The 18471-nt window shown below is 65.3% G+C and carries 18 protein-coding genes; 4 read left to right on the top strand and 14 right to left on the bottom strand.

Annotated features, from left to right (window positions below; genetic code table 11):
• Positions 1-2: 2 nt before the first annotated feature.
• Positions 3-608: a LemA family protein gene (locus OC446_RS17720; protein ID WP_410055088.1), complete on the bottom strand. Its 606-nt coding sequence runs from the start codon at positions 606-608 to the stop codon at positions 3-5.
• Between the two features lie 146 nt (positions 609-754).
• Between OC446_RS17720 and OC446_RS17715 the strand changes: the two genes are divergently transcribed.
• Complete coding sequence (locus tag OC446_RS17715; protein ID WP_262030346.1) at positions 755-1396, top strand: LysE family translocator; 642 nt, start codon at positions 755-757, stop codon at positions 1394-1396.
• A gap of 285 nt (positions 1397-1681) precedes the next feature.
• Here OC446_RS17715 and OC446_RS17710 read toward each other — a convergent pair whose 3' ends face one another.
• From OC446_RS17710 to OC446_RS17690, 5 genes are all read right to left on the bottom strand, one after another.
• Complete coding sequence (locus tag OC446_RS17710; protein ID WP_262030345.1) at positions 1682-2167, bottom strand: hypothetical protein; 486 nt, start codon at positions 2165-2167, stop codon at positions 1682-1684.
• On the bottom strand, positions 2164-2580 hold the full coding sequence (locus OC446_RS17705; RefSeq protein ID WP_262030344.1) for a hypothetical protein: 417 nt from the start codon (positions 2578-2580) through the stop codon (positions 2164-2166). Before OC446_RS17705 ends, OC446_RS17710 begins: the two co-directional genes overlap by 4 nt.
• A gap of 122 nt (positions 2581-2702) precedes the next feature.
• The gene (gene rlmN, locus OC446_RS17700; protein WP_262030343.1) at positions 2703-4016 is read right to left on the bottom strand and encodes a 23S rRNA (adenine(2503)-C(2))-methyltransferase RlmN; all 1314 of its coding nucleotides are present in this window, start codon (positions 4014-4016) and stop codon (positions 2703-2705) included.
• A 275-nt stretch (positions 4017-4291) separates the two neighbouring features.
• Entirely contained in the window at positions 4292-4987 is a 696-nt protein-coding gene (locus OC446_RS17695) for a hypothetical protein (protein WP_262030342.1), read from the bottom strand.
• Positions 4988-5288: 301 nt separating this feature from the next.
• On the bottom strand, positions 5289-5636 hold the full coding sequence (locus OC446_RS17690; RefSeq protein WP_410055090.1) for a YkvA family protein: 348 nt from the start codon (positions 5634-5636) through the stop codon (positions 5289-5291).
• A 120-nt stretch (positions 5637-5756) separates the two neighbouring features.
• Here OC446_RS17690 and OC446_RS17685 point away from each other — a divergent pair, with 120 nt between their 5' ends.
• Positions 5757-6542, top strand: a complete 786-nt coding sequence (locus OC446_RS17685; RefSeq protein ID WP_262030341.1) for an SDR family NAD(P)-dependent oxidoreductase — start codon at positions 5757-5759, stop codon at positions 6540-6542.
• Positions 6543-6548: 6 nt separating this feature from the next.
• On the opposite strand, the gene OC446_RS17680 is transcribed toward OC446_RS17685, so the two are convergent.
• The 7 genes from OC446_RS17680 to OC446_RS17650 form a co-directional block, all read right to left on the bottom strand.
• The gene (locus OC446_RS17680; protein WP_262030340.1) at positions 6549-6953 is read right to left on the bottom strand and encodes a GFA family protein; all 405 of its coding nucleotides are present in this window, start codon (positions 6951-6953) and stop codon (positions 6549-6551) included.
• A gap of 3 nt (positions 6954-6956) precedes the next feature.
• Positions 6957-7265, bottom strand: a complete 309-nt coding sequence (locus OC446_RS17675; protein ID WP_262030339.1) for a 4a-hydroxytetrahydrobiopterin dehydratase — start codon at positions 7263-7265, stop codon at positions 6957-6959.
• A 59-nt stretch (positions 7266-7324) separates the two neighbouring features.
• Positions 7325-8341, bottom strand: a complete 1017-nt coding sequence (locus tag OC446_RS17670) for a YeiH family protein (RefSeq protein WP_262030338.1) — start codon at positions 8339-8341, stop codon at positions 7325-7327.
• Positions 8342-8569: 228 nt separating this feature from the next.
• The gene (locus tag OC446_RS17665; protein WP_262030337.1) at positions 8570-9160 is read right to left on the bottom strand and encodes a histidine phosphatase family protein; all 591 of its coding nucleotides are present in this window, start codon (positions 9158-9160) and stop codon (positions 8570-8572) included.
• A 36-nt stretch (positions 9161-9196) separates the two neighbouring features.
• Positions 9197-9733 (bottom strand): RNA 2',3'-cyclic phosphodiesterase, encoded by a 537-nt coding sequence (thpR, locus tag OC446_RS17660; RefSeq protein WP_262030336.1) that lies wholly within the window; start codon positions 9731-9733, stop codon positions 9197-9199.
• Between the two features lie 136 nt (positions 9734-9869).
• Complete coding sequence (locus tag OC446_RS17655; RefSeq protein WP_262030335.1) at positions 9870-14693, bottom strand: NAD-glutamate dehydrogenase; 4824 nt, start codon at positions 14691-14693, stop codon at positions 9870-9872.
• A gap of 117 nt (positions 14694-14810) precedes the next feature.
• The gene (locus tag OC446_RS17650; RefSeq protein WP_009493677.1) at positions 14811-15152 is read right to left on the bottom strand and encodes a winged helix-turn-helix transcriptional regulator; all 342 of its coding nucleotides are present in this window, start codon (positions 15150-15152) and stop codon (positions 14811-14813) included.
• Between the two features lie 95 nt (positions 15153-15247).
• Here OC446_RS17650 and OC446_RS17645 point away from each other — a divergent pair, with 95 nt between their 5' ends.
• Together OC446_RS17645 and OC446_RS17640 are read left to right on the top strand one after the other, a co-directional pair.
• Positions 15248-16264 (top strand): zinc-binding alcohol dehydrogenase family protein, encoded by a 1017-nt coding sequence (locus OC446_RS17645; protein WP_262030334.1) that lies wholly within the window; start codon positions 15248-15250, stop codon positions 16262-16264.
• A gap of 475 nt (positions 16265-16739) precedes the next feature.
• Positions 16740-17120 (top strand): DUF2794 domain-containing protein, encoded by a 381-nt coding sequence (locus OC446_RS17640; protein WP_262030333.1) that lies wholly within the window; start codon positions 16740-16742, stop codon positions 17118-17120.
• A 102-nt stretch (positions 17121-17222) separates the two neighbouring features.
• Here OC446_RS17640 and OC446_RS17635 read toward each other — a convergent pair whose 3' ends face one another.
• Positions 17223-18467, bottom strand: a complete 1245-nt coding sequence (locus OC446_RS17635; RefSeq protein WP_262030332.1) for an MFS transporter — start codon at positions 18465-18467, stop codon at positions 17223-17225.
• Between the last annotated feature and the right edge of the window lie 4 nt (positions 18468-18471).

The raw sequence follows: 18471 nt of genomic DNA, 5'->3' as shown, positions 1-18471 counted from the left end.
GCTTAGAACTTCACCTCGGGCGGACGATCGGAGCCGGGCGTGGCGGTGAAGGTCTCCATGGGCTTGGCGTCCGGATAGACGATAGCGGCGATCCAGCGGCCGGGAATCGTGCGCAGCTCCGTGTTGTAGGCCTGCACGGTCGCGATGTAGTCGCGCCGCGCCACCGCGATGCGGTTCTCCGTGCCCTCGAGCTGGGATTGCAGGGCCAGGAAATTGGCGTTCGATTTCAGCTCCGGGTAGCGCTCGACGGTGGCGAGCAGGCGGCCGAGGGCACCGGACAGCTGGTTCTGGGCTTCCTGGAACTGCCGGAACTTCTCCGGGTCCGTGACCGTGGAGGCGTCGACCTGGATCTGCGTGGCCTTGGCGCGCGCTTCCGTCACCTGGGTCAGCACCTCGCGCTCCTGCTGGGCGAAGCCCTTCACGGTCTCGACCAGGTTGGGGATCAGGTCGGCCCGGCGCTGGTACTGGTTCTGCACCTCGCTCCAGGCGGCCTTGGCCTGCTCCTGCAGGGTCGGCACATTGTTGATTCCGCAGGCGGACAGCCCGAACGCCAGAAGCATGCCCGTGAGGGCGACGCGGATCCGGGTGGGTAAAAGCAGGGCCTTCATGACTGTCCTTCTCGCGATATGGTTCCATGAACCTTTGCCGGGATCAACAGATGGAGCAGAGGCGGCCTTTCAACAAGCGGCTTTTCGGTGGCCGTGCACACGCGATTGAGGCATGATCCGGCCGTTGCACCGCTCGGATCCGTCCCATGGCCTTCCTGCCCGATATAGGCACCCTGCTCACCTATACGCTCGCCGCGACCCTCCTGTTCATCACGCCGGGGCCGGATATGAGCCTGTTCCTGGCAAAAACCATGGCCGGCGGACGCCGGGCCGGCTTGGCCTCGATGCTGGGCGCGATGGCGGGGTGCGGCGTGCATACGCTGCTGGCGGCGCTCGGCCTCTCGGCCCTGCTGGCGGCCTCCGTCACGGCCTTCACGGTGCTGAAGATCGTCGGCGCCCTTTACCTGCTCTGGATGGCGTTCGACGCCGTGCGCAACGGCTCGGCCCTGCATGTGAAGGAGGAGGGGCGGGCGGAGGTTTCGTTCTGGAAGACCTTCTTCATGGGCGTGGGGATCAATCTCACCAACCCGAAGGTCGTCCTGTTCTTCGTGACCTTCCTGCCGCAATTCGTGGACGCGTCCGATCCGTATGCGGCCGACAAGCTGCTGTTCCTGGGCCTCTATTTCATCGTGCTGACCGCCCCCATGGGGGCGCTCCTGATCCTCGGGGCCGACAAGGTGATCGCGCTCCTGCGCGGGCACCCGAAGCTGATGCGGGGGATCGATTATTCCTTCGCCGGCCTGTTCTCGGCCTTCGCCATCAAGATCCTGACGGCGTCGGCGCGGTAGAGCATCGCGCGCAAACGTGGGAGCCGGTTTCACGTGGAAAGATGCGCAAAGCCAAAGCCTTGAAGCATCGAAGCTGACTTCGAATGCGCGTCCGATGCTTGCAGAGGGTGCATATGCGGTGGAGGAGCCCGCATCGTCCGATTGGACTAGGGCCTCACTCGTCCAACAAGCCTAATTGCGCGAGAAGCGATATCGATACACAGTATCAATACTGGCCCGACGGTCAGGTCCTCCCGAAACTTCGGGGGCGGTATGGGGGGCATGCCGCCTCCCTTTTCTTTTGCCTCATTGGTTCTTGGCGATAGGGACAGGACGGTCTGAGTTCCGTCCGACAATCGCCCAATAGACGAGGCCGGCGACGGCGCCCGTGAGGCCGAGGACGAGGCTCACATGCAACTCCGCCGGCGAGCCGACCCGCGCGGCGCCGCGCAGGATCCAGGGCACGGCGGCCGTGAGGATACCTGTTGCAAGCGTGTACCAGAGGAGGCTGCGCATCCCCAGCACCTCGCTGACGATGGCGATCATCAACGGCGGGAACACCAGCAGAGTGAACACGATCCGGCCTACGGCCAGGAACGCGTCCGTCACGACGGGCCCGGGGTCGTCCGCCGAGAACACCGCGTCCAGCAGGGACCAGAAGCCGACGAAGACCGTGTCCCCCGTCAGCATATTCATCACCGGATCGACGATGCTGGCGATGAGCAAGAAGGTGCCACTCGCCCCGATGGCGATGAGGAGCGCGAAGGGAATGAGGAGAAGCCAGCGGATCATAGAGAGGTTATAGGGCTTTTGCCCTCAGGTTTCTGCCGGATTGCGATCAGCCAATAGATCCAGCCGCAGATGGCGCCAGCGAGCATCCCCGCGACAGGGAATATCCAGTCATCCTTCTGAGCGATCAGAAGGAAGGGCGCGAGAAAGCTGCATCCAAGCGCGGCACCGCCTGTGATCATCGCCTTTCGTGACCTGAGGCCGAGGGCTTCCAGCCAACCGCTTACAAGGCCGCCGATCAGGAAGACCGGAACACCGAACCAGAGGAGAGCTATAGTCCCCGCGCCGATAGCGAAACCGAGTGCATCAGATATGCGAGCGTCAGCCAAGCCATTTTGAAACAGCGCGGTGAACAGCAAACAGAGATAGGGAGCCGCTATGGTAGCAACGAGCAATCCTCTGAATATCGGTGTCATCTCGTGCTACGACCATTGAGCTTCGACGCGGCAAATGCAGTGAGATCATAAAGCAATGATGCCACTGAAACAATGTCGCATTGACGGCGTTGCAGAGATGGTCCAGGACAGGACTTAGCGTCCTACTCCCCGTTCCCCACCGCGTAGACGCCTTCCGCCCCGATGCCCTGTTCGGCCATCATGCGGGCGCGGGCACGCAGCTTCTCGGTCTCGCTCTTGAGCTGGCCGCAAGCCGCGAGGATGTCGCGGCCGCGGGGGGTGCGGACCGGGGAGGCGTAGCCGGCCCGGTAGACGATCTCCGAGAAGCGCTCGATCCGCTCCCAGTCCGAGCATTCGTATTTCGAGCCGGGCCAGGGGTTGAACGGGATCAGGTTGATCTTCGCCGGAATGCCCTTCAGCAGGCGCACGAGCTCGCGGGCATCGGCGTCCGAGTCGTTCACGCCCTTGAGCATCACGTATTCGAACGTGATGCGGCGCGCGTTCGACAGGCCCGGATAGGCCCGGCAGGCGTCGAGCAGCTGCTTGATGTCGTATTTGCGGTTGATCGGCACCAGCTCGTCCCGCAGCTCGTCCCGCACCGCGTGGAGCGAGATGGCGAGCATCGTGTTGGCTTCGGCGCCGAGGCGCTCCATCTGCGGCACGACCCCGGAGGTGGAGACCGTGATGCGGCGGCGGGACAGGGTCAGGCCCTCGCCGTCCGACATGACGTCGATGGCGGCGATCACGTCGCCGATGTTGTAGAGCGGCTCGCCCATGCCCATGAACACGATGTTGGACACGAAGCGTCCGCCATCGGTGGGAACGAAGGCGCCTTCCGGCGGGGTGGCGTCCGGCCAGTCGCCGATGGAATCGCGGGCCACGATGAGCTGGGCCACGATCTCGGCCGAGGTCAGGTTGCGCACGAGGCGCTGGGTGCCCGTGTGGCAGAAGGAGCAGGTCAGCGTGCAGCCAACCTGGCTCGACACGCAGAGCGTGCCGCGGTCGACTTCAGGAATATACACGCACTCGATCTCGGCGCCCTTATCGAGCGGGCCGGTGGAGGGCATGCGGATCAGCCACTTGCGGGTGCCGTCCTTCGAAACCTGCTCGGACACGACCTGAGGGCGGGCGAGGGTATAGGCGGCTGCCAGCTTGGCGCGCAGTTCCTTGCCCACATTGGTCATCTCGGAAAAGTCCCTGGCGCCCCGGAAATAGATCCAGTGCCAGAGCTGCGCGACGCGCATCTTGAACTCGCGCTCGGGCACGCCGATGGCCGCCAGCGAGTCCTTGAGCTGGTCGCGGGTGAGGCCGACGAGCGAAGCGCCGCCGGGGGCGGCTCCCGCCGCCACGGTCACCTCGGCGGTCTTTTCGATGAACCCGGCCGCGCGCGCGGCATCGCTCACGGCCACGGGGGCTGCATTGGGGTTGCGCTTGGCGATGTCGAGCACCGTCGCCATGGGAAATCTCGTGCCTCGTTGTTGGGAGTTGGCGTGCCTTATAGCACGATTGCGCCGAAACCGTGAGCCTCAAACGCAAAATTCCGGACGCACGCGCATTGTGCGGACCCGAAGGGCCGCGTCAGCGAAAAGTGGTCCCGGTTTTCCGCTAGAACAATGCGCTCTTCAAAAAGCAGAGCATCGGATAGATCCCAAAAGTGGTTTCCAATTTTGGTCCGATGCTTGAGCCCGGAACATGCTCATAGATGTGCCAATTTTCAATCGTGCGGAGCTTTTTAGGACGCGCATTCCTTGCGGGCGTGCTCGAGCGCTTTGCCGAAGCCGTTCAGGGAATAGCGGTCGGTCAAGCTCGAACCGCGGGCCGATTGCGTCTTCACGGTCACGGTTCCGCTCCTCGCCATGGTGGCGATAGCCTGGCCTTCCTCGGCGGGATTCTTGAGCCAGGCATTCGACGCCTTGGTGATCAGGGCATAAGAGGCATTGCCCACGGCGGCTTCCGCCGCGCCGTTCTCCTTGGCCGCGAAGCCGAGCACCAGGGCGACCTCGTTCTTCACGTTCTCCGCCGGGCGGAAGGACACGAAGAGATAGGCCGGATCCCGGTTCACGTTCTTCGGCAGCCGGTCCTTGGGCTGGCTCAGCGCATAGCAGATCTTCGAGCGGCCGGTCTGGGCCGTATAGACGCCCCAATCGCCGTAGGAGGTGAGAAGCGATGCGCCGCCCGGGCCTGTGGCGGCCTGCGTCGCCTTCGCGGCACCCGCGCCCGCGGCGGCTCCGGCGGCCGCTGCGGCGGCAGGCTTCGCCGGATTGGTCTTGGCAGCCGGGGCGGGCTTGGCGGCCGGCTTCGCGGGGGCCGGACGGGTCGATTGCTGCCCACGCTGGGGTTGAGCCAGAGCGGCAGGCCCGGTTCCGATGACGAACAAGGCGGAAAGGATGCCCGCGGCGATGCCGCGCTGGAAAGATGCAGTAATCATGGGGCGGACCATACAGGCGGATGGTTAAGAACTTTTCACCATCTCCGTTAAGGCTGCGCCAAGGGCTTGGCGATGCGTCGAAACGTGGCGGCAGGGCTGCGTCCATGCCTATGACCCAACCGCGACTCAATAAAAAAGGGCCGCCGAAGCGACCCTGAGGTGGACGAATAAAGCTTATTCGTCTTGCAATTGCCAGGAGATGGAAATGACTTCAACGCAACAAGATCTTTATAGTCTATCCATAATAACATTGCAATAAGTCAATATTCTTTGTTTGGAATATGATCCTAAATGGCGTAAGCTAAGCTTCGTCCGCTGTATCCTTCAGGGCCTCACGCGCCTTTTCCCTGTGTTCTTCCGTAATGGAACCAGCCACTTGGGTGATCGCGGCGGCCAGAACAGCTGCGTCATCGGCAAAGCCCAGCAGCGGCAGGAAGTCGGAGATCGCGTCGGCAGGGAAGACGAAATAGGCGATCGCCCCGAAGAGAATCAGCTTCACCCGGCGCGGGGTCGACGGATCGGTGGCGCAGAAGAACGCGGCTACCAAGTCCTCGGCGAAGGGGATCTTGCCGGCAACCCGCTTCAGCTTGGCCCAGAACCGGCGCTTCAGGCCTTCTTCGTCCCGGGTCTCCTCGCGTATGGCCTCCATCTCGGCCTTGGTGAAAGGCTTCATGAAGGGTGCGCTCATATCCTGTGCTCCTTACGATCCTGTGCGTTCCCGTTGCGTCGAGGATAGCTTAAGACGTCTCCCGATGCAGGGAGAAAAGCCATGAAGCTCGACAAATTGATGGCGGCCGTCGTGACCGGAGGGGCCTCCGGCCTCGGCGAGGCGACCGCGCGCATGCTGGCCGCCAACGGCGCGAAGGTCGCCATCCTCGATATGAACGCCGAGCGCGGCGAGGAGGTTGCCCGCGAGATCGGCGCGGTGTTCTGCAAGGCCGATGTGACCGACGAGGCGTCCATCGATTCGGCGCTAGCCGCGGCGCGCGCCGCCAACGGCGTTGAGCGCATTCTCGTCAACTGCGCGGGCATCGCGCCGGGAAGGCGCACGGTCACGAAGAAGCGCGAGACCGGCGAGCTGATTCCCCACGACGTGGCGAGCTTCCGCCGCGCGGTCGAGATCAACCTGATCGGCACCTATGCGATGATCGCCAAATGCGCCGCCGCCATGGCCGGGCTCGATCCGGTCACGCCCGACGGCGGGCGCGGCGTCATCGTCAACACCTCGTCGGTGGCTGCGCAGGACGGACAGATCGGGCAGGCGGCCTATGCGGCCTCCAAGGGCGGCGTGCTCGGCCTGACGCTGCCCGTCGCCCGCGACCTGTCGGGCTTCGGCATCCGCGTGATGACGATCCTGCCGGGCCTGTTCCACACGCCGCTCTTCGAAGGCATCGCGGAGGATTACCGCAAGGCGCTCGAGGCCAACGTGCCGTTCCCCTCCCGCCTCGGGCGGCCGGAGGAATACGCGACCCTGGTGAAGGCCATCATCGAGAACGACATGCTCAACGGCGAGGGCATCCGCCTCGACGGCGCCCTGCGCATGCAGCCGAAATAGCGACGTTCAGGATTCCGCGCTCCGGTTCTCGGGAAAGCTCTCGAGATCCGGGGTGCGGAGCCAATGCTCCCGGCGCTTGGCCCAGGCCTCGTAGGTCGGCGTGAACAGGTTCGGCTCGTCGAAGGCTCCGAGCCTGAGTTCGATCTCGCTGCCGCAATCCCGGTCGAAGACCTGCGAGCCGCAGACGGGGCAGAAGCAATCCTCGACGGCCGGTGTCGCGGACCAGCTCCGGAACTCGCCCGAGATCGTGACCTGATCGGCCGCGAAGATCACATAGGCGCCGAAGGGGCTGCCGGTGATCTTGCGGCAGGTCATGCAATGACAGAGCCCCACGCGCTTCGGCTCGCCTCGCGTGGTGAAGGTCAGCTGCCCGCAGGCGCAGCCTCCGGTGCGGATGCGCGTCTCGGTCATGGCTTATCTCTTCATCAGTCCTGCCGCCATCTGGTCCATGCGCTGCGCCAGTTCGATGTCGCGGCGCGTCAGGCCCTTGGCGTCATGGGTGGCGAGCGTCACCTCGACCCGGTTGTAGGTGTTCGACCATTCCGGATGGTGGTTCATGGCCTCGGCGGCGAGCGCCACCCGGGTCATCCAGCCGAAGGCCGCGCTGAAATCGTCGAAGACGAACCGCTTGGTGATCGCGTCGCGGCCCTCCACGAGCGCCCAGCCGTCGAGGGCCGGCAGGAGTTCGGAACGTTCTGATTCGGTCAGGCGGGGCATGAGCATGCTTCATCCTAAGGAAACACAGGCCTTAGTGATGAAGCACGGACGCAAGGTTTCAAGAGTTACACGATGCCGAGCAGCCGGATGAGGCCCAGGCTGATGGCGATCAGCACCAGGAGCGAGAGCGTGACCGCGAGCGTCACCCGGGCGCCGACGGTCCGCAGCACCTTGAGGTCCACCCCGAGACCCAGTGCCGCCATGGAGATGACGGTGAGCAGCGTGGCCGTCGGCACGATGGCCCGCAGGATCATGTCGGGCACGAGGCCGATGGAGCGCATGAGCGCGAGCCCCAGGAACCCAAGGATAAACCAGGGCACGAGCCGGTTCCAGGCGAGGCTTGGTTTCGCGTCCGCCGTGCCGCGTCCGGCGAGGAGGGACAGCGTGATCACCACAGGCCCCAGCATCAGCACGCGCACGAGCTTGACCAGGGTCCCGAGCTGGGTGCTGACGAGGCCGACCGGCACGGTGGCAGCCAGCACCTGCGGCACCGCATACACGGTCAGGCCCGCGAGCACGCCGTATTGCGTTGCAGACAGGCCGAGCACCGGCATCAGCAAGGGCAGGGTGAGCACGACGATCACGCCGAGCACGGCCGTGAAAGCGATGGAGGAGGCCACATCCTCCGGCTTCGCGCCGATGACCGGCGCCACGGCGGCGATTGCCGAGTTGCCGCAGATGGAATTGCCGCAGGCGACCAGGATCGCCATGCGCCGGGGCAGGCCGAGCCAGCGCCCGAGCCCGTAGCTCGCCCCGATGGCGAGCGCTACCACGATGGCAATGCCGAGGATGAGCCCGAACCCCGCATCGAGCACGGCCTGAAAGCTGATCGAGGCGCCGAGCAGCATCACGGCGAATTCGAGCAGGGTCTTGGCGGAAAAGCCAATGCCGGGAGCCCAGCGCCTGTCCGGTGTCCAGAAGGTTCTCACGACGGTGCCGATCAGGATCGCGATGACGAGAGCCTCGAGCCAGGGCCGCCCGGTCCAATGCTCCTCGATCGCTTGGAGGCCCATGGCCGCGAACGCGACGGCTGCGCACAGAATGATGCCGGGCGCCAGTTGCGCGATGCGGGGGGAGATCATGGAGACGCTTCAGTCCTGGGTTTCGCCCAGGGGCTAGTCCCAAGGCCCGCAGGATGCAAGCGCGAAACGCACCGTTGTCATTCCGGGACGCCGCAGGCGAGCCCGGAACCTATAACCGCTGACGTTTGAAGGATTGGAGAGCAGCGTTGCACTTCTTCCTGCAACGCCGGCGGTTATGGGTTCCGGGCGCTCGCTAACGCTCGCCCCGGAACGACACTGAAGCCTCTCTCAATCCGCAAACCCGTCTTCGATGGCCCGCCAATCCTGGGTCAGGACAAACGAATCGCGGTCGATGACGATGAAACATCCGCCGCCCGGATGCTGCGGGCGACTTTCCTGGCCGATCTCGACCTTCTGCAGATGCGCCGTCAGCAGGCATCCGACCCCTCCGTGGGAGACGACGACGATGTCGTCGGAGGTCTCGTCGTCGCGCAGGATCCGCTGGATGGCGTTCACGATGCGGGTCTGTGCGTCGATGGCGCGTTCCCAGCCGCGGATGCTCTCGTGCGGGCGGCCGAAGAACTCGCGCACCACGTCCCAGAATTCAGGCGGCGCGATGTAGCCGGTGGCGGACCGGTCGTTCTCGCCCAGATCCTCGTCGGTCTCGTAGGAGACGCCGAGGGCCTCCGCCACGATGGCGGCGCCGTCCATCGCCTTGCGTTCGGTGCTGGAATAAACGGCCGACACGTCCCTGTCCGCGAGCATTTCCGCGAAACGCTCCATGCGGGCGCGACCGGTGGCGTTCAGGGGCCATTCGGGAACGGGTTGGGCGGGGTCTATGACCACTTCGGGGTGGGTGATGAAGATGAGCGAAGTCATGGAGGATACGTAACAGCATCCACTGCCGCCGTCGAGCTAGCCTAAGGGGTAGGCCGCCTCGACGATATAGGGCCCGCCACCGATGGAAGCCCGTGAGGAATACAGGACGAAGCGGTCGGCCGTGAAGGTGAGCTTCGGGAAATGACCCCGGGTGGCGATGTATTCCGCCACATCCACGGGCGAGACGTTGCGCAGCCGCGCCAGGGTCACGTGCGGGGTGAACCTGCGCGTCTCAGGCGGCAGACCGACCTGGCGCACGAGGCGCTCCTGCTCGGCCTGCAGCTCGTTCAGAGCGTCGTTGCCGGCGACGCGGGCGAAGACCGCCCGTGGCTTCCCGCCCCCGAAGGTGTCGAGTCCCTCGATCGTGATGACGAGCGGCGCGCGCTGGCGTCTTTCGCCCAGGATCGACGTAACGTCGTCCGCCATGCGCTCGTCGATATCCCCGATGAAGCGCAGGGTGAGGTGATAGTTTTCGGGGTCGATCCAGCGCGCGCCGGGAAGACCGCCGCGAAAGCCCGAAAGCGCCAGGCCGATCTCGGTCGGGATTTCGATGCCGGTGAACAGACGGGGCATGCGACACCTCCCGGGCTGCTGCTGTGATTGAGACGACTGGCGAGAGGGGTTTGTTCCGCGTCGGATCGAGCCCGGACGTCATGGCCAGCACAGGGCCGGCCATGATGGAGAGGTCCGCTTTCGCTTCCGTGCCGCCTCAGCTCATCCGCGCGAGATCGCCGAGGAGGCTCGCCGCGACGGTGATCTTCGACAGGGTCAGGCCCGACGAGACGATGCCGTCGACCGCCGTGCGGATGCGGTTGACGTCGGCGCCCCGCTTGTCGCTCCAGGCCCGCACGGCCTCGGCGCCGGAGAGGTCCTGCGACGCCACCTCGGCCGTCAGGCCGCGATGGGCATAGGCGATGCTGTCGATGGCGCGGTCGAGGGCCAGTCGGTCGAAGTAGTCGCTGACGGTGATCTCCTGCGCGGCCCCGATGAGCGCTCCGAGGCGGAACGACGCTTCGAGGGCGAAATGGGTGCAGGCGATGTCGCTGACGGGCTTACCGGTCTTGTGCGCGGTCTGCACGATGTCGGGCGCGGCCACGAGATCGGGCAGGGCCGCGATGCGGCGCGCCAGCTCCTCCGGCGTGCCCGCATCCACCAGGGCCTTCGTGCGGGCGTGCCACGCCTCCTGCGCCTCGGGCGAGAGTGTGTCGGTGAGGCTGCGCTCCACCTCGGCGATCCCGGCCCGATAGGTGCCGATGATCTCGTCAAGGGAATGGTTCACGAAATCCACGTTGCGGATGAACCAGACGATCCGGTTCATCAGGAGATCCTGAAGCTCGCCATAGAGATGCAGCTGCATCGTGCCCGGCACGACACCGTCGAGCGCGTCGATGGCGACGTTCATCTCGGTGAGGCCGAAGGAATCGCGGGTGGCCGCGTAGGCAGCCGCGATGGTCGGGGCATCCGCGCCGGTCTGGTCCACGAGGCGGGCCACGATGGTCGGCCCACCCCGGTTGATGATCGCGTTGGCGAGCTGCGTCGCGATGATCTCGCGGCGCAGGCGGTGGGTGGCGATCGCATCCGGGAAGCGCTCGCGCATCTCGGCCGGGAAGTAGCGGTCGAGCTCCTTGCCGAGATAGGGATCGTCCGGAACCGGGCTCTCGAGCAGCTCGTCGTGCAGCGCCAGCTTGGCATAGGCGAGCAGCACCGCGAGTTCCGGACGGGTGAGTGACTCGCCCCGGCGGGCGCGCTCCGTCAGGTTGTTGTCGTCGGGCAGGTACTCGACCGTGCGGTTGAGCCGCCCTTGCGCCTCCAGCATGTGCATGAGCCGGCGGGCGAAGCCGAGATCGGCGGCGCCGCGCTGCTCGGAGAGCGAGAGCGCCAGGGTTTGCAGGTAGTTGTTGCGCAGCACGAGAGCCGCCACGTCATCGGTCATGTCCGCCAGGAGTTCGTTGCGTTGCTCCTGCGTGAGGCGTCCGTCGCGCTCTGGCGTGGTAAGGGCGATCTTGATGTTCACCTCCACGTCGGAGGTGTTCACGCCCGCCGAATTGTCGATGGCGTCCGTGTTGAGGCGAACGCCGCCCTGCGCCGCCTCGATGCGCCCGCGCTGCGTCATCCCAAGATTGGCGCCCTCCCCGATCACCTTGGCGCGCACCTCAGGGCCGGTGATGCGGATCGCATCGTTGGCGCGGTCGCCCACCTGCTCGTCCGTCTCGATCGAGGAGCGGATATAGGTGCCGATGCCCCCGAACCAGAGCAGGTCGACGCGGGCTTTCAGGATCGCGTTCATCACCTCGGCCGGTGTCGCCTGCGGCTTGTCGATGTCGAGGAGCGCGCGCATCTCGTCCGAGAGCGGGATGGACTTGGCGTTGCGCGGGAACACGCCGCCGCCGGCTGAGATCAACGCCTTGTCGTAATCCTGCCAGCTCGAACGGGGCAGATTGAACAGCCGCTCGCGCTCCCGGTACGAGGCTTCCGGATCCGGGTTCGGATCGATGAAGATGTCGCGGTGGTCGAAGGCCGCCACGACCTTGAGCGCCCGCGACAGCAGCATGCCGTTGCCGAACACGTCGCCCGACATGTCGCCGACGCCGGCCACCGTGACGGGTGCCGTCTGGATGTCGATGTCCATCTCGCGGAAGTGGCGCTTCACCGCCTCCCAGGCGCCGCGGGCCGTGATGCCCATCTTCTTGTGGTCGTAGCCCTGGCTGCCGCCGGACGCGAAGGCATCGCCGAGCCAATGGCCCTTCTCGATGGAGAGCGCATTGGCGATGTCCGAGAAGGTGGCCGTGCCCTTGTCGGCCGCGACCACGAGATAGGGATCGTCGCCGTCGTGCCGTACGGTGTCCGGCGGGGGCACGATGCTGTCGCCGACGATGTTGTCGGTGAGTTGCAGCAGGGTGCGCACGAAGATGCGGTAGCTCTCCGTGCCTTCCGCCAGCCAGGCCTGCCGGTCGCTCGCGGGGGGCAGGTGCTTGGGCACGAAGCCGCCCTTGGCGCCCACCGGCACGATGACGGCGTTCTTGACCTGCTGCGCCTTGACGAGGCCCAGCACTTCCGTGCGGAAATCCTGCGGACGGTCGGACCAGCGCAGGCCGCCGCGCGCCACCTTGCCGAAGCGCAGGTGCACGCCTTCGACGCGCGGCGAATAGACGAAGATCTCATAGAGCGGCTTCGGCAGGGCCAGGCCTTCGACGCGGGCGCATTCGAACTTGAACGCAATGGTCTGGCGCGGCAGGCCGTTCTCTTCGAGCTGGAAGAAATTGGTCCGGATCGCGGCTTGGATCAGATTGACGAAGCGGCGCAGAATTCGGTCGTCGTCAAGGCTCGTGACCTCTTTCAGCTGGTTCTCGATGCGCTCGCGGATGACGGCCTCGGCGGCCGCGCGTCCGTCGTCCGTGCGCGGATCGAAGCGCGCATAGAACAGCTTGACGAGATCCGCCGTGATGGCGCCGTGGCGGGAGAGCGTCTCGGCGATGTAATCCTGCGCGTAGGTGACCTGGATCTGGCGGAGATACCGGCCGAAGGCGCGCACCATGGCGACGTCGCGCCAGCCGAGGCCCGCCTCCAGGACGAGGCGGTTGTAGCCGTCCGATTCCGCCAGTCCCCGGAAGAGCGCGAGGAGCGCCGCTTCGATGAGGGCCTGGATCTCGTCGATCTCGATCGCGCCGCCGGAGGCGCGCTCCAGGGTCATGTCGTGGAGCCACACCCGGTGCGCGTCCGAGAACGCGACCCGGTAGGTTCGCTCGTTGACGACGCGGAAGCCGAGGTTTTCCAGAAGCGGCACGCGCTCCGACAGGGGCAGCGACATGTTGAGCGAGAACAGCTTCAGGTTCACGCGGGTTTCGTCGTCGGCTTCGCGGCGATAGAGGTCGACGGCGCGCGGCCGCGCCTCCGAGAGCTGCTCCAGGAGGGCGATGTCGGCGATGGCCTGCTCGGCCCCGAAGGCCTCGCGGTAGGCCGCGCTGAAGGCTTCGCCGTAGCGGGACGCCAGAGCTCTGGCGCGGGCGCCGCCGACGCTGGCGTCGAGCGCATCGCGCAGCGCGTCGCTCCAGGTGCGCACGATGGCGGAAATGCCTTTTTCCAAGGCTTCGCGCGGCACGTCCGGGGTCGCGCCCTCGTCGCGGCCGATGATGTAATGGGTGCGCGCGAGCGGCCCTTCCGGGTAATCCGGATAGGAGGCGGAGACGCGCCCGCCGTAGATGCCGGCCAGGAACTGGCCGATGCGCTGGCGCGCCTGGGTGTCGTAGCGGTCCTTGGGCACGAAGACGAGTACCGAGACGAAGCGGTCGAACTCGTCCACGCGGGCGAGCGCCCTGACCCGCGGGCGCTCCGACAGGTTCATGATCTCGATGGCGAAGTGATAGAGCGTGTCCTCGTCGATCTGGAACAGCTCGTCGCGCGGATAGCTTTCGAGCACGTTGAGGAGCGCGCGGCCCGCATAGCTCGCCGGATCGAAGCCCGCCCGGGCCACGATCTTCTCCACCTTGTGGCGCAGGTAGGGCACCTCGCCGGTGGTGTTGGTGTAGGCGCTCGCCGTGAACAGGCCGACGATGCGCAATTCGCCCCGCAGATGCCCGCTGTCGTCGAACAGCTTGACGCCGATATAGTCGAGATGCGCCCGGCGATGGACGCGCGACTTCACGTTCGCCTTGGTGATGATGAGCGCCTTCGGGCGCGCCAGAAACGCGCGGATTTCCGGCGTCATCGCGACCAGCTCGCGGCCGCGGCGCAGCACGCGCACGGACGGGTCGCGCAGAAGGCCGAGGCCGGAGCCCTCGACCGGATCGGCCGCCGTGTCGCCGGAGGGCAGGCGATATTCGCGAAGACCTAAGAACGTGAAGTTGTCCCGCGCGATCCAGTCGAGGAACGCGATGGCTTCCTTCACCTCGTCCTCCGGCAGGGGCGGGGGGTTGAGACGGTAATTATGAACGATCTCGGCGATGCGCGAGCGCATGCCCGGCCAATCGTGGACCGCGACGGACACGTCCCGGTGGACGAGGCGCATGGCCTCGATCAGGCGGGTGCGGGTCTCGGGATCGTCGAGGCGCGGCAGGTGGATATGGATGAAGCTTTCGCGCTTCACGCCGAGGCGCAGGGCGGCCGTGGCCTCGCCTACAAGGCGCACGAGAGCGCCGCCCGCATCCCGCTCAACGGCAAGGATCGGGTGAGCGACGAGCAGCGGCTCGTAGCCCTCGTCCACGACCTCGGCGAGAGTCGAATCGAGCAGGAAGGGCATGTTGTCGTTGACGATTTCCAGCACCGTCACGTCCTGGCGCCGGCCGTCACGCTCGATCTCGAAGTCGAACAGGCGGATATCCGCCCCGTCGGCGGTCCGGGAGGCCTTGAGGTGCTCGAAGGCTTCCGCCGCGAGATCCGCCAGGGTCTTCGGCGAATAGGGCGCGAGATCCTCGGACGGGACGCGGCCGTACAGGTCGCGCACGAAGGTGGGTGGAGTGGCCTTATGGCCTTTTTCCAGCACGGCGACGGCTTCCGCCGTCAACTCGCTTCCGCTGGTGGGGGTGTCCAGCTTCATGCGCGCATCCTCTTATAGATCTGGTCGCGGGAGCGTTGCCACAGTGCGGCAGGTTGCGCAACACAAGCGTCGGGTTCTGAACAAAGCAGGGTAAAATTGTTGCATCGCACAGGCACTTTACGCTGCCTTTGCCTCCTCCGACGACAGATTCGCGTCCCCCCATTCCTTCATGGCCATCAGCACCGGCTCGAGCGACCGGCCGCGCGTCGAGAGCGTATATTCGACCCGGGGCGGCACCTGCGCGTAGACGGTGCGCACGATGAGGCCGTCGGCCTCCAGCTCGCGCAACTGGTGGGTGAGCATCCGTTGCGTGATGGACGGAATGAGCCGGCGCAACTCGTTGAAGCGCAAGGTGCCGCGCAGGAGCTTGTAGAGCACGATGATCTTCCACTTGCCGTCGATCAGGCTCATCGTCCTCTCGACGGAGCAGCCCTGCATTCTCGGCGCCTTCTGCGGCATCACGGTATCCTTTTCGACACTATGGGCTGTTTTTGTGCGTTCTTGCGGTCCTCAACACTATGCTCAACTATGTCGCCGTCAACAGGAGACATGCCATGCGCGCCGTCGGTTATCAGCAATCCCTTGCCATCGATCAGGACGCTTCCCTCGTCGACATCGACCTGCCCCGCCCCGAGCCCGGACCGCGCGACCTGCTCGTCGAGATCAGGGCGGTGTCCCTGAACCCCGTCGACACGAAGGTCCGCATGCGGGCGCAGCCGGAGCCGGGCGGCTGGAAGGTCCTGGGCTTCGATGCGGCCGGGATCGTCCGAGGGACCGGAAAGGACGTGTCCCTGTTCAGGGAAGGCGACGAGGTGTTCTATGCCGGCGCCATCACGCGCCAGGGCACCAATGCGGAATTCCATGTGGTGGACGAGCGGCTCGTCGGCACGAAGCCGAAGAGCTTGAGCTTCGAGGAGGCCGCCGCCCTGCCGCTGACCACCCTGACGGCCTGGGAGACCCTGTTCGACCGGCTGGAGGTCAAGCGCCCGGTGAAGGGAGCGGCCAACGCCGTCCTGATCGTGGGCGCCGCCGGCGGCGTCGGCTCCATCGCGGTCCAGCTCGCGCGCAAGCTCACGGACCTCACCGTGATCGCCACCGCGTCACGTCCGGAGACGCAGGCCTGGGCGAGGGAGCTCGGCGCCCATCACGTGATCGATCACGGCAAACCGCTCGCCGCGCAGGTGGAGACCCTGGGCATCGGCGCGCCGGCCTTCGCGTTCTCGATCACTCACACGGAGAACCATTTCGCCGAGATCGCGAAAGCCCTTGCGCCGCAAGGCCGCTTCGCCCTCATCGACGATCCGAAGACGCTCCTCGACATCAGCCTCATGAAAGGCAAGAGCATCTCGATTCACTGGGAATCCATGTTCACCCGCTCGACTTTTCAGACCGCCGACATGGAGCGGCAGCACGAGATCCTGAACGAGGCGTCGCGCCTCGTGGATGCGGGCACGATCCGGACGACGTTGGCCGACATCATCGGACCGATCAACGCGTCCAATCTCAAGCGCGCGCATTCCCTCGTCGAGAGCAACCGCACGCGCGGCAAGCTCGTCCTGTCGGGATTTTGAAATCGTTCCGATCCTTAGGCCAAGCGAAGCGAGGGAAGGGGATCCACGAACAAGCGCAACGTACTGGATCCCCTTCCCGCACTGCGTGCGCCGGGGATGACAGCGGCATTCGCTGCATGTCCGTTGCGGAATGAAAGCATCCATCAACCAAAAAAGAGGGCTTTGCGATCTGGACCATCGCAAAGCCCTTTGAATAGAGAAAAGGCTGCCATGAAAGGCAGCCCTGTGCCTCGAGGGTGGCCCGGCCCTTCGTACGACTCAGAGGGCTGGGGGGCTGACGTGTCCAAGCCGTTCGATGAGCCGGGCCGTCGAGGCAACTTAAGCATTAACGGCATTCAGTGAGGCTCCATCACGGCGCGATTGAGGCAGGAATATGATTTGCAAAAGAACCCGTGGTTCATTGTGTCGTCATGGGTTGATCCCTTAGCCGCCGAAGCCCATCATCAGGTCATGAAAACGAGACATGGGAGGCTTCATGAGCGAAGGTGACATCGCGGAGCCGTTGCGCGGCGGCTCGATGCAGGGTTCGGCCCACATCGTTCCTTTCCCCGCCGCGCCGAGACAGGTGTCCTTCGACCGTTCCGAGTTGCAGGCCATTCTCAATCTCTACGGCCGCATGGTGGCGGCCGGTGAATGGCGTGATTACGCCATCGATTTTCTGCCTGACAAGGCCGTCTTCTCCATCTTCCGGCGCACGTCCGAAATGCCCCTCTACCGGATCGAGAAGGACCCGAAGCTCGCCAAGAAGCAAGGCGCTTATTCGGTCATCGTCTCGACGGGCCTGGTCCTCAAGCGCGGACACGAGCTCGCGCGCGTGCTGCGGGTGCTCGACAAGCCGAAGGTCGTGTCGGCTTAGCGCATCGGACGGATCCAGAGGGCCGCCTCATCCGATGCGCCAGCCAAGAGAAGGAGCATCGGATGAATCCCAAAAGTGATGTCCACTTTTGGGTCCGAGGCTCTAGCGCTCAAGGTCCTCGGGAAGGGCCAGAAGCCAGAGGGTCGATGCGACCACCCCGAGCGCTCCGGTCCACAGGACCGTTCGGATCCCGACCCAATCGGCCGCAAAGCCCGCGCCTAAGGCGGCCACTAGGCCAAGACCGCCCGTCAGCAGATGCAGTGTTCCGGCTTCCCGTCCGCGCAAAGCGTCTGGCGTCACCTTCTGGCGTAAGACGGTCGTGTTCGTGGCGAAGACCACATAGAGACCATCGCTCAGGAGCTGAGCGATGCATAAGGATGCAACGGCCACCCACAGAGGCCCCTGGGCCAGCGGAATAAAACAGATCATGACGCCGTAGATCAGCAGCGACCCGATCAGGAGACTGCGTAAACGAAAGCGCCGACCGGCCCAGGCCGCGAACTGCGCCCCGATCAAGGCGCTGATCCCGCCCAGCGCCACGATGAAGCCGAGGATTCCTGGCTGAATGCTCAGGTCACGCACTGCGAACAGCACATAAAGCGGCGCAAAGAAGCTCAGGAAGAATGTGAGGCTGGCGGAGCACAGCGTCAGCGGCCTGAGGACCGGATGCCCGAACACGAAGCGCAGGCCGTCTCCCGTTTCGCGCCACAGATCGGGCGCATGCTCTCCGGTGACGAGAGGCGGCTCCCGCCGCGTGATGGAGGCCAACAGCAGGGCCGACCAGACATAGGACAAGGCATCGAACAGGATCGCAACAGGCGCAGTGACCAGTTGAATGGCGGTTCCCGCCAGAGCAGGGCCGGCGATTTCCGCCAGCGAATCGGTGGTGGCGAGTTTGGCGTTGCCTTCCAGAAGCTGATCGCGGTTCACCAATGTCGGCAGATAGGCATTGTCCGCGGTCTGGAAGAACATGGACAGGAGGGCCACGGCCGCCGATACGCCCATGACCTGCCCGATCGTGATGGACCCGAACCAAGCCATGGCCGGAAGCGTTGCGAGAGCTGCGGCTCTCAGGAGATCGGCCACGATGAGCACGCGTCGGCGCCGCGTTCTGTCGATCCACGTCCCGATGAACGGGCTGAGCAGAACCCCCGGCAGAAGGCTCAATGCCACGAGCAGGCCGAGATCCGTCGCGGAAGCGTCGAGCGTCAGGGCCGCGATGATCGGCAACCCCTCACGGGTGAAGCGCGCGCCGATGGCCGAAAGGGTCTGCGCTCCCCAGAGCCGCAGGAAGTCGGGATTCTGCCATAGACCCGTCTTCGGCAGGCGAATGATCGTCGATCTCATCGAC

The organism is Microvirga sp. Mcv34, from assembly GCF_024519725.1.
GTDB lineage: Bacteria > Pseudomonadota > Alphaproteobacteria > Rhizobiales > Beijerinckiaceae > Microvirga.
The sequence above is the reverse complement of the archived record's forward strand: the minus strand, read 5'-3'. Positions and strand labels throughout refer to the sequence as shown.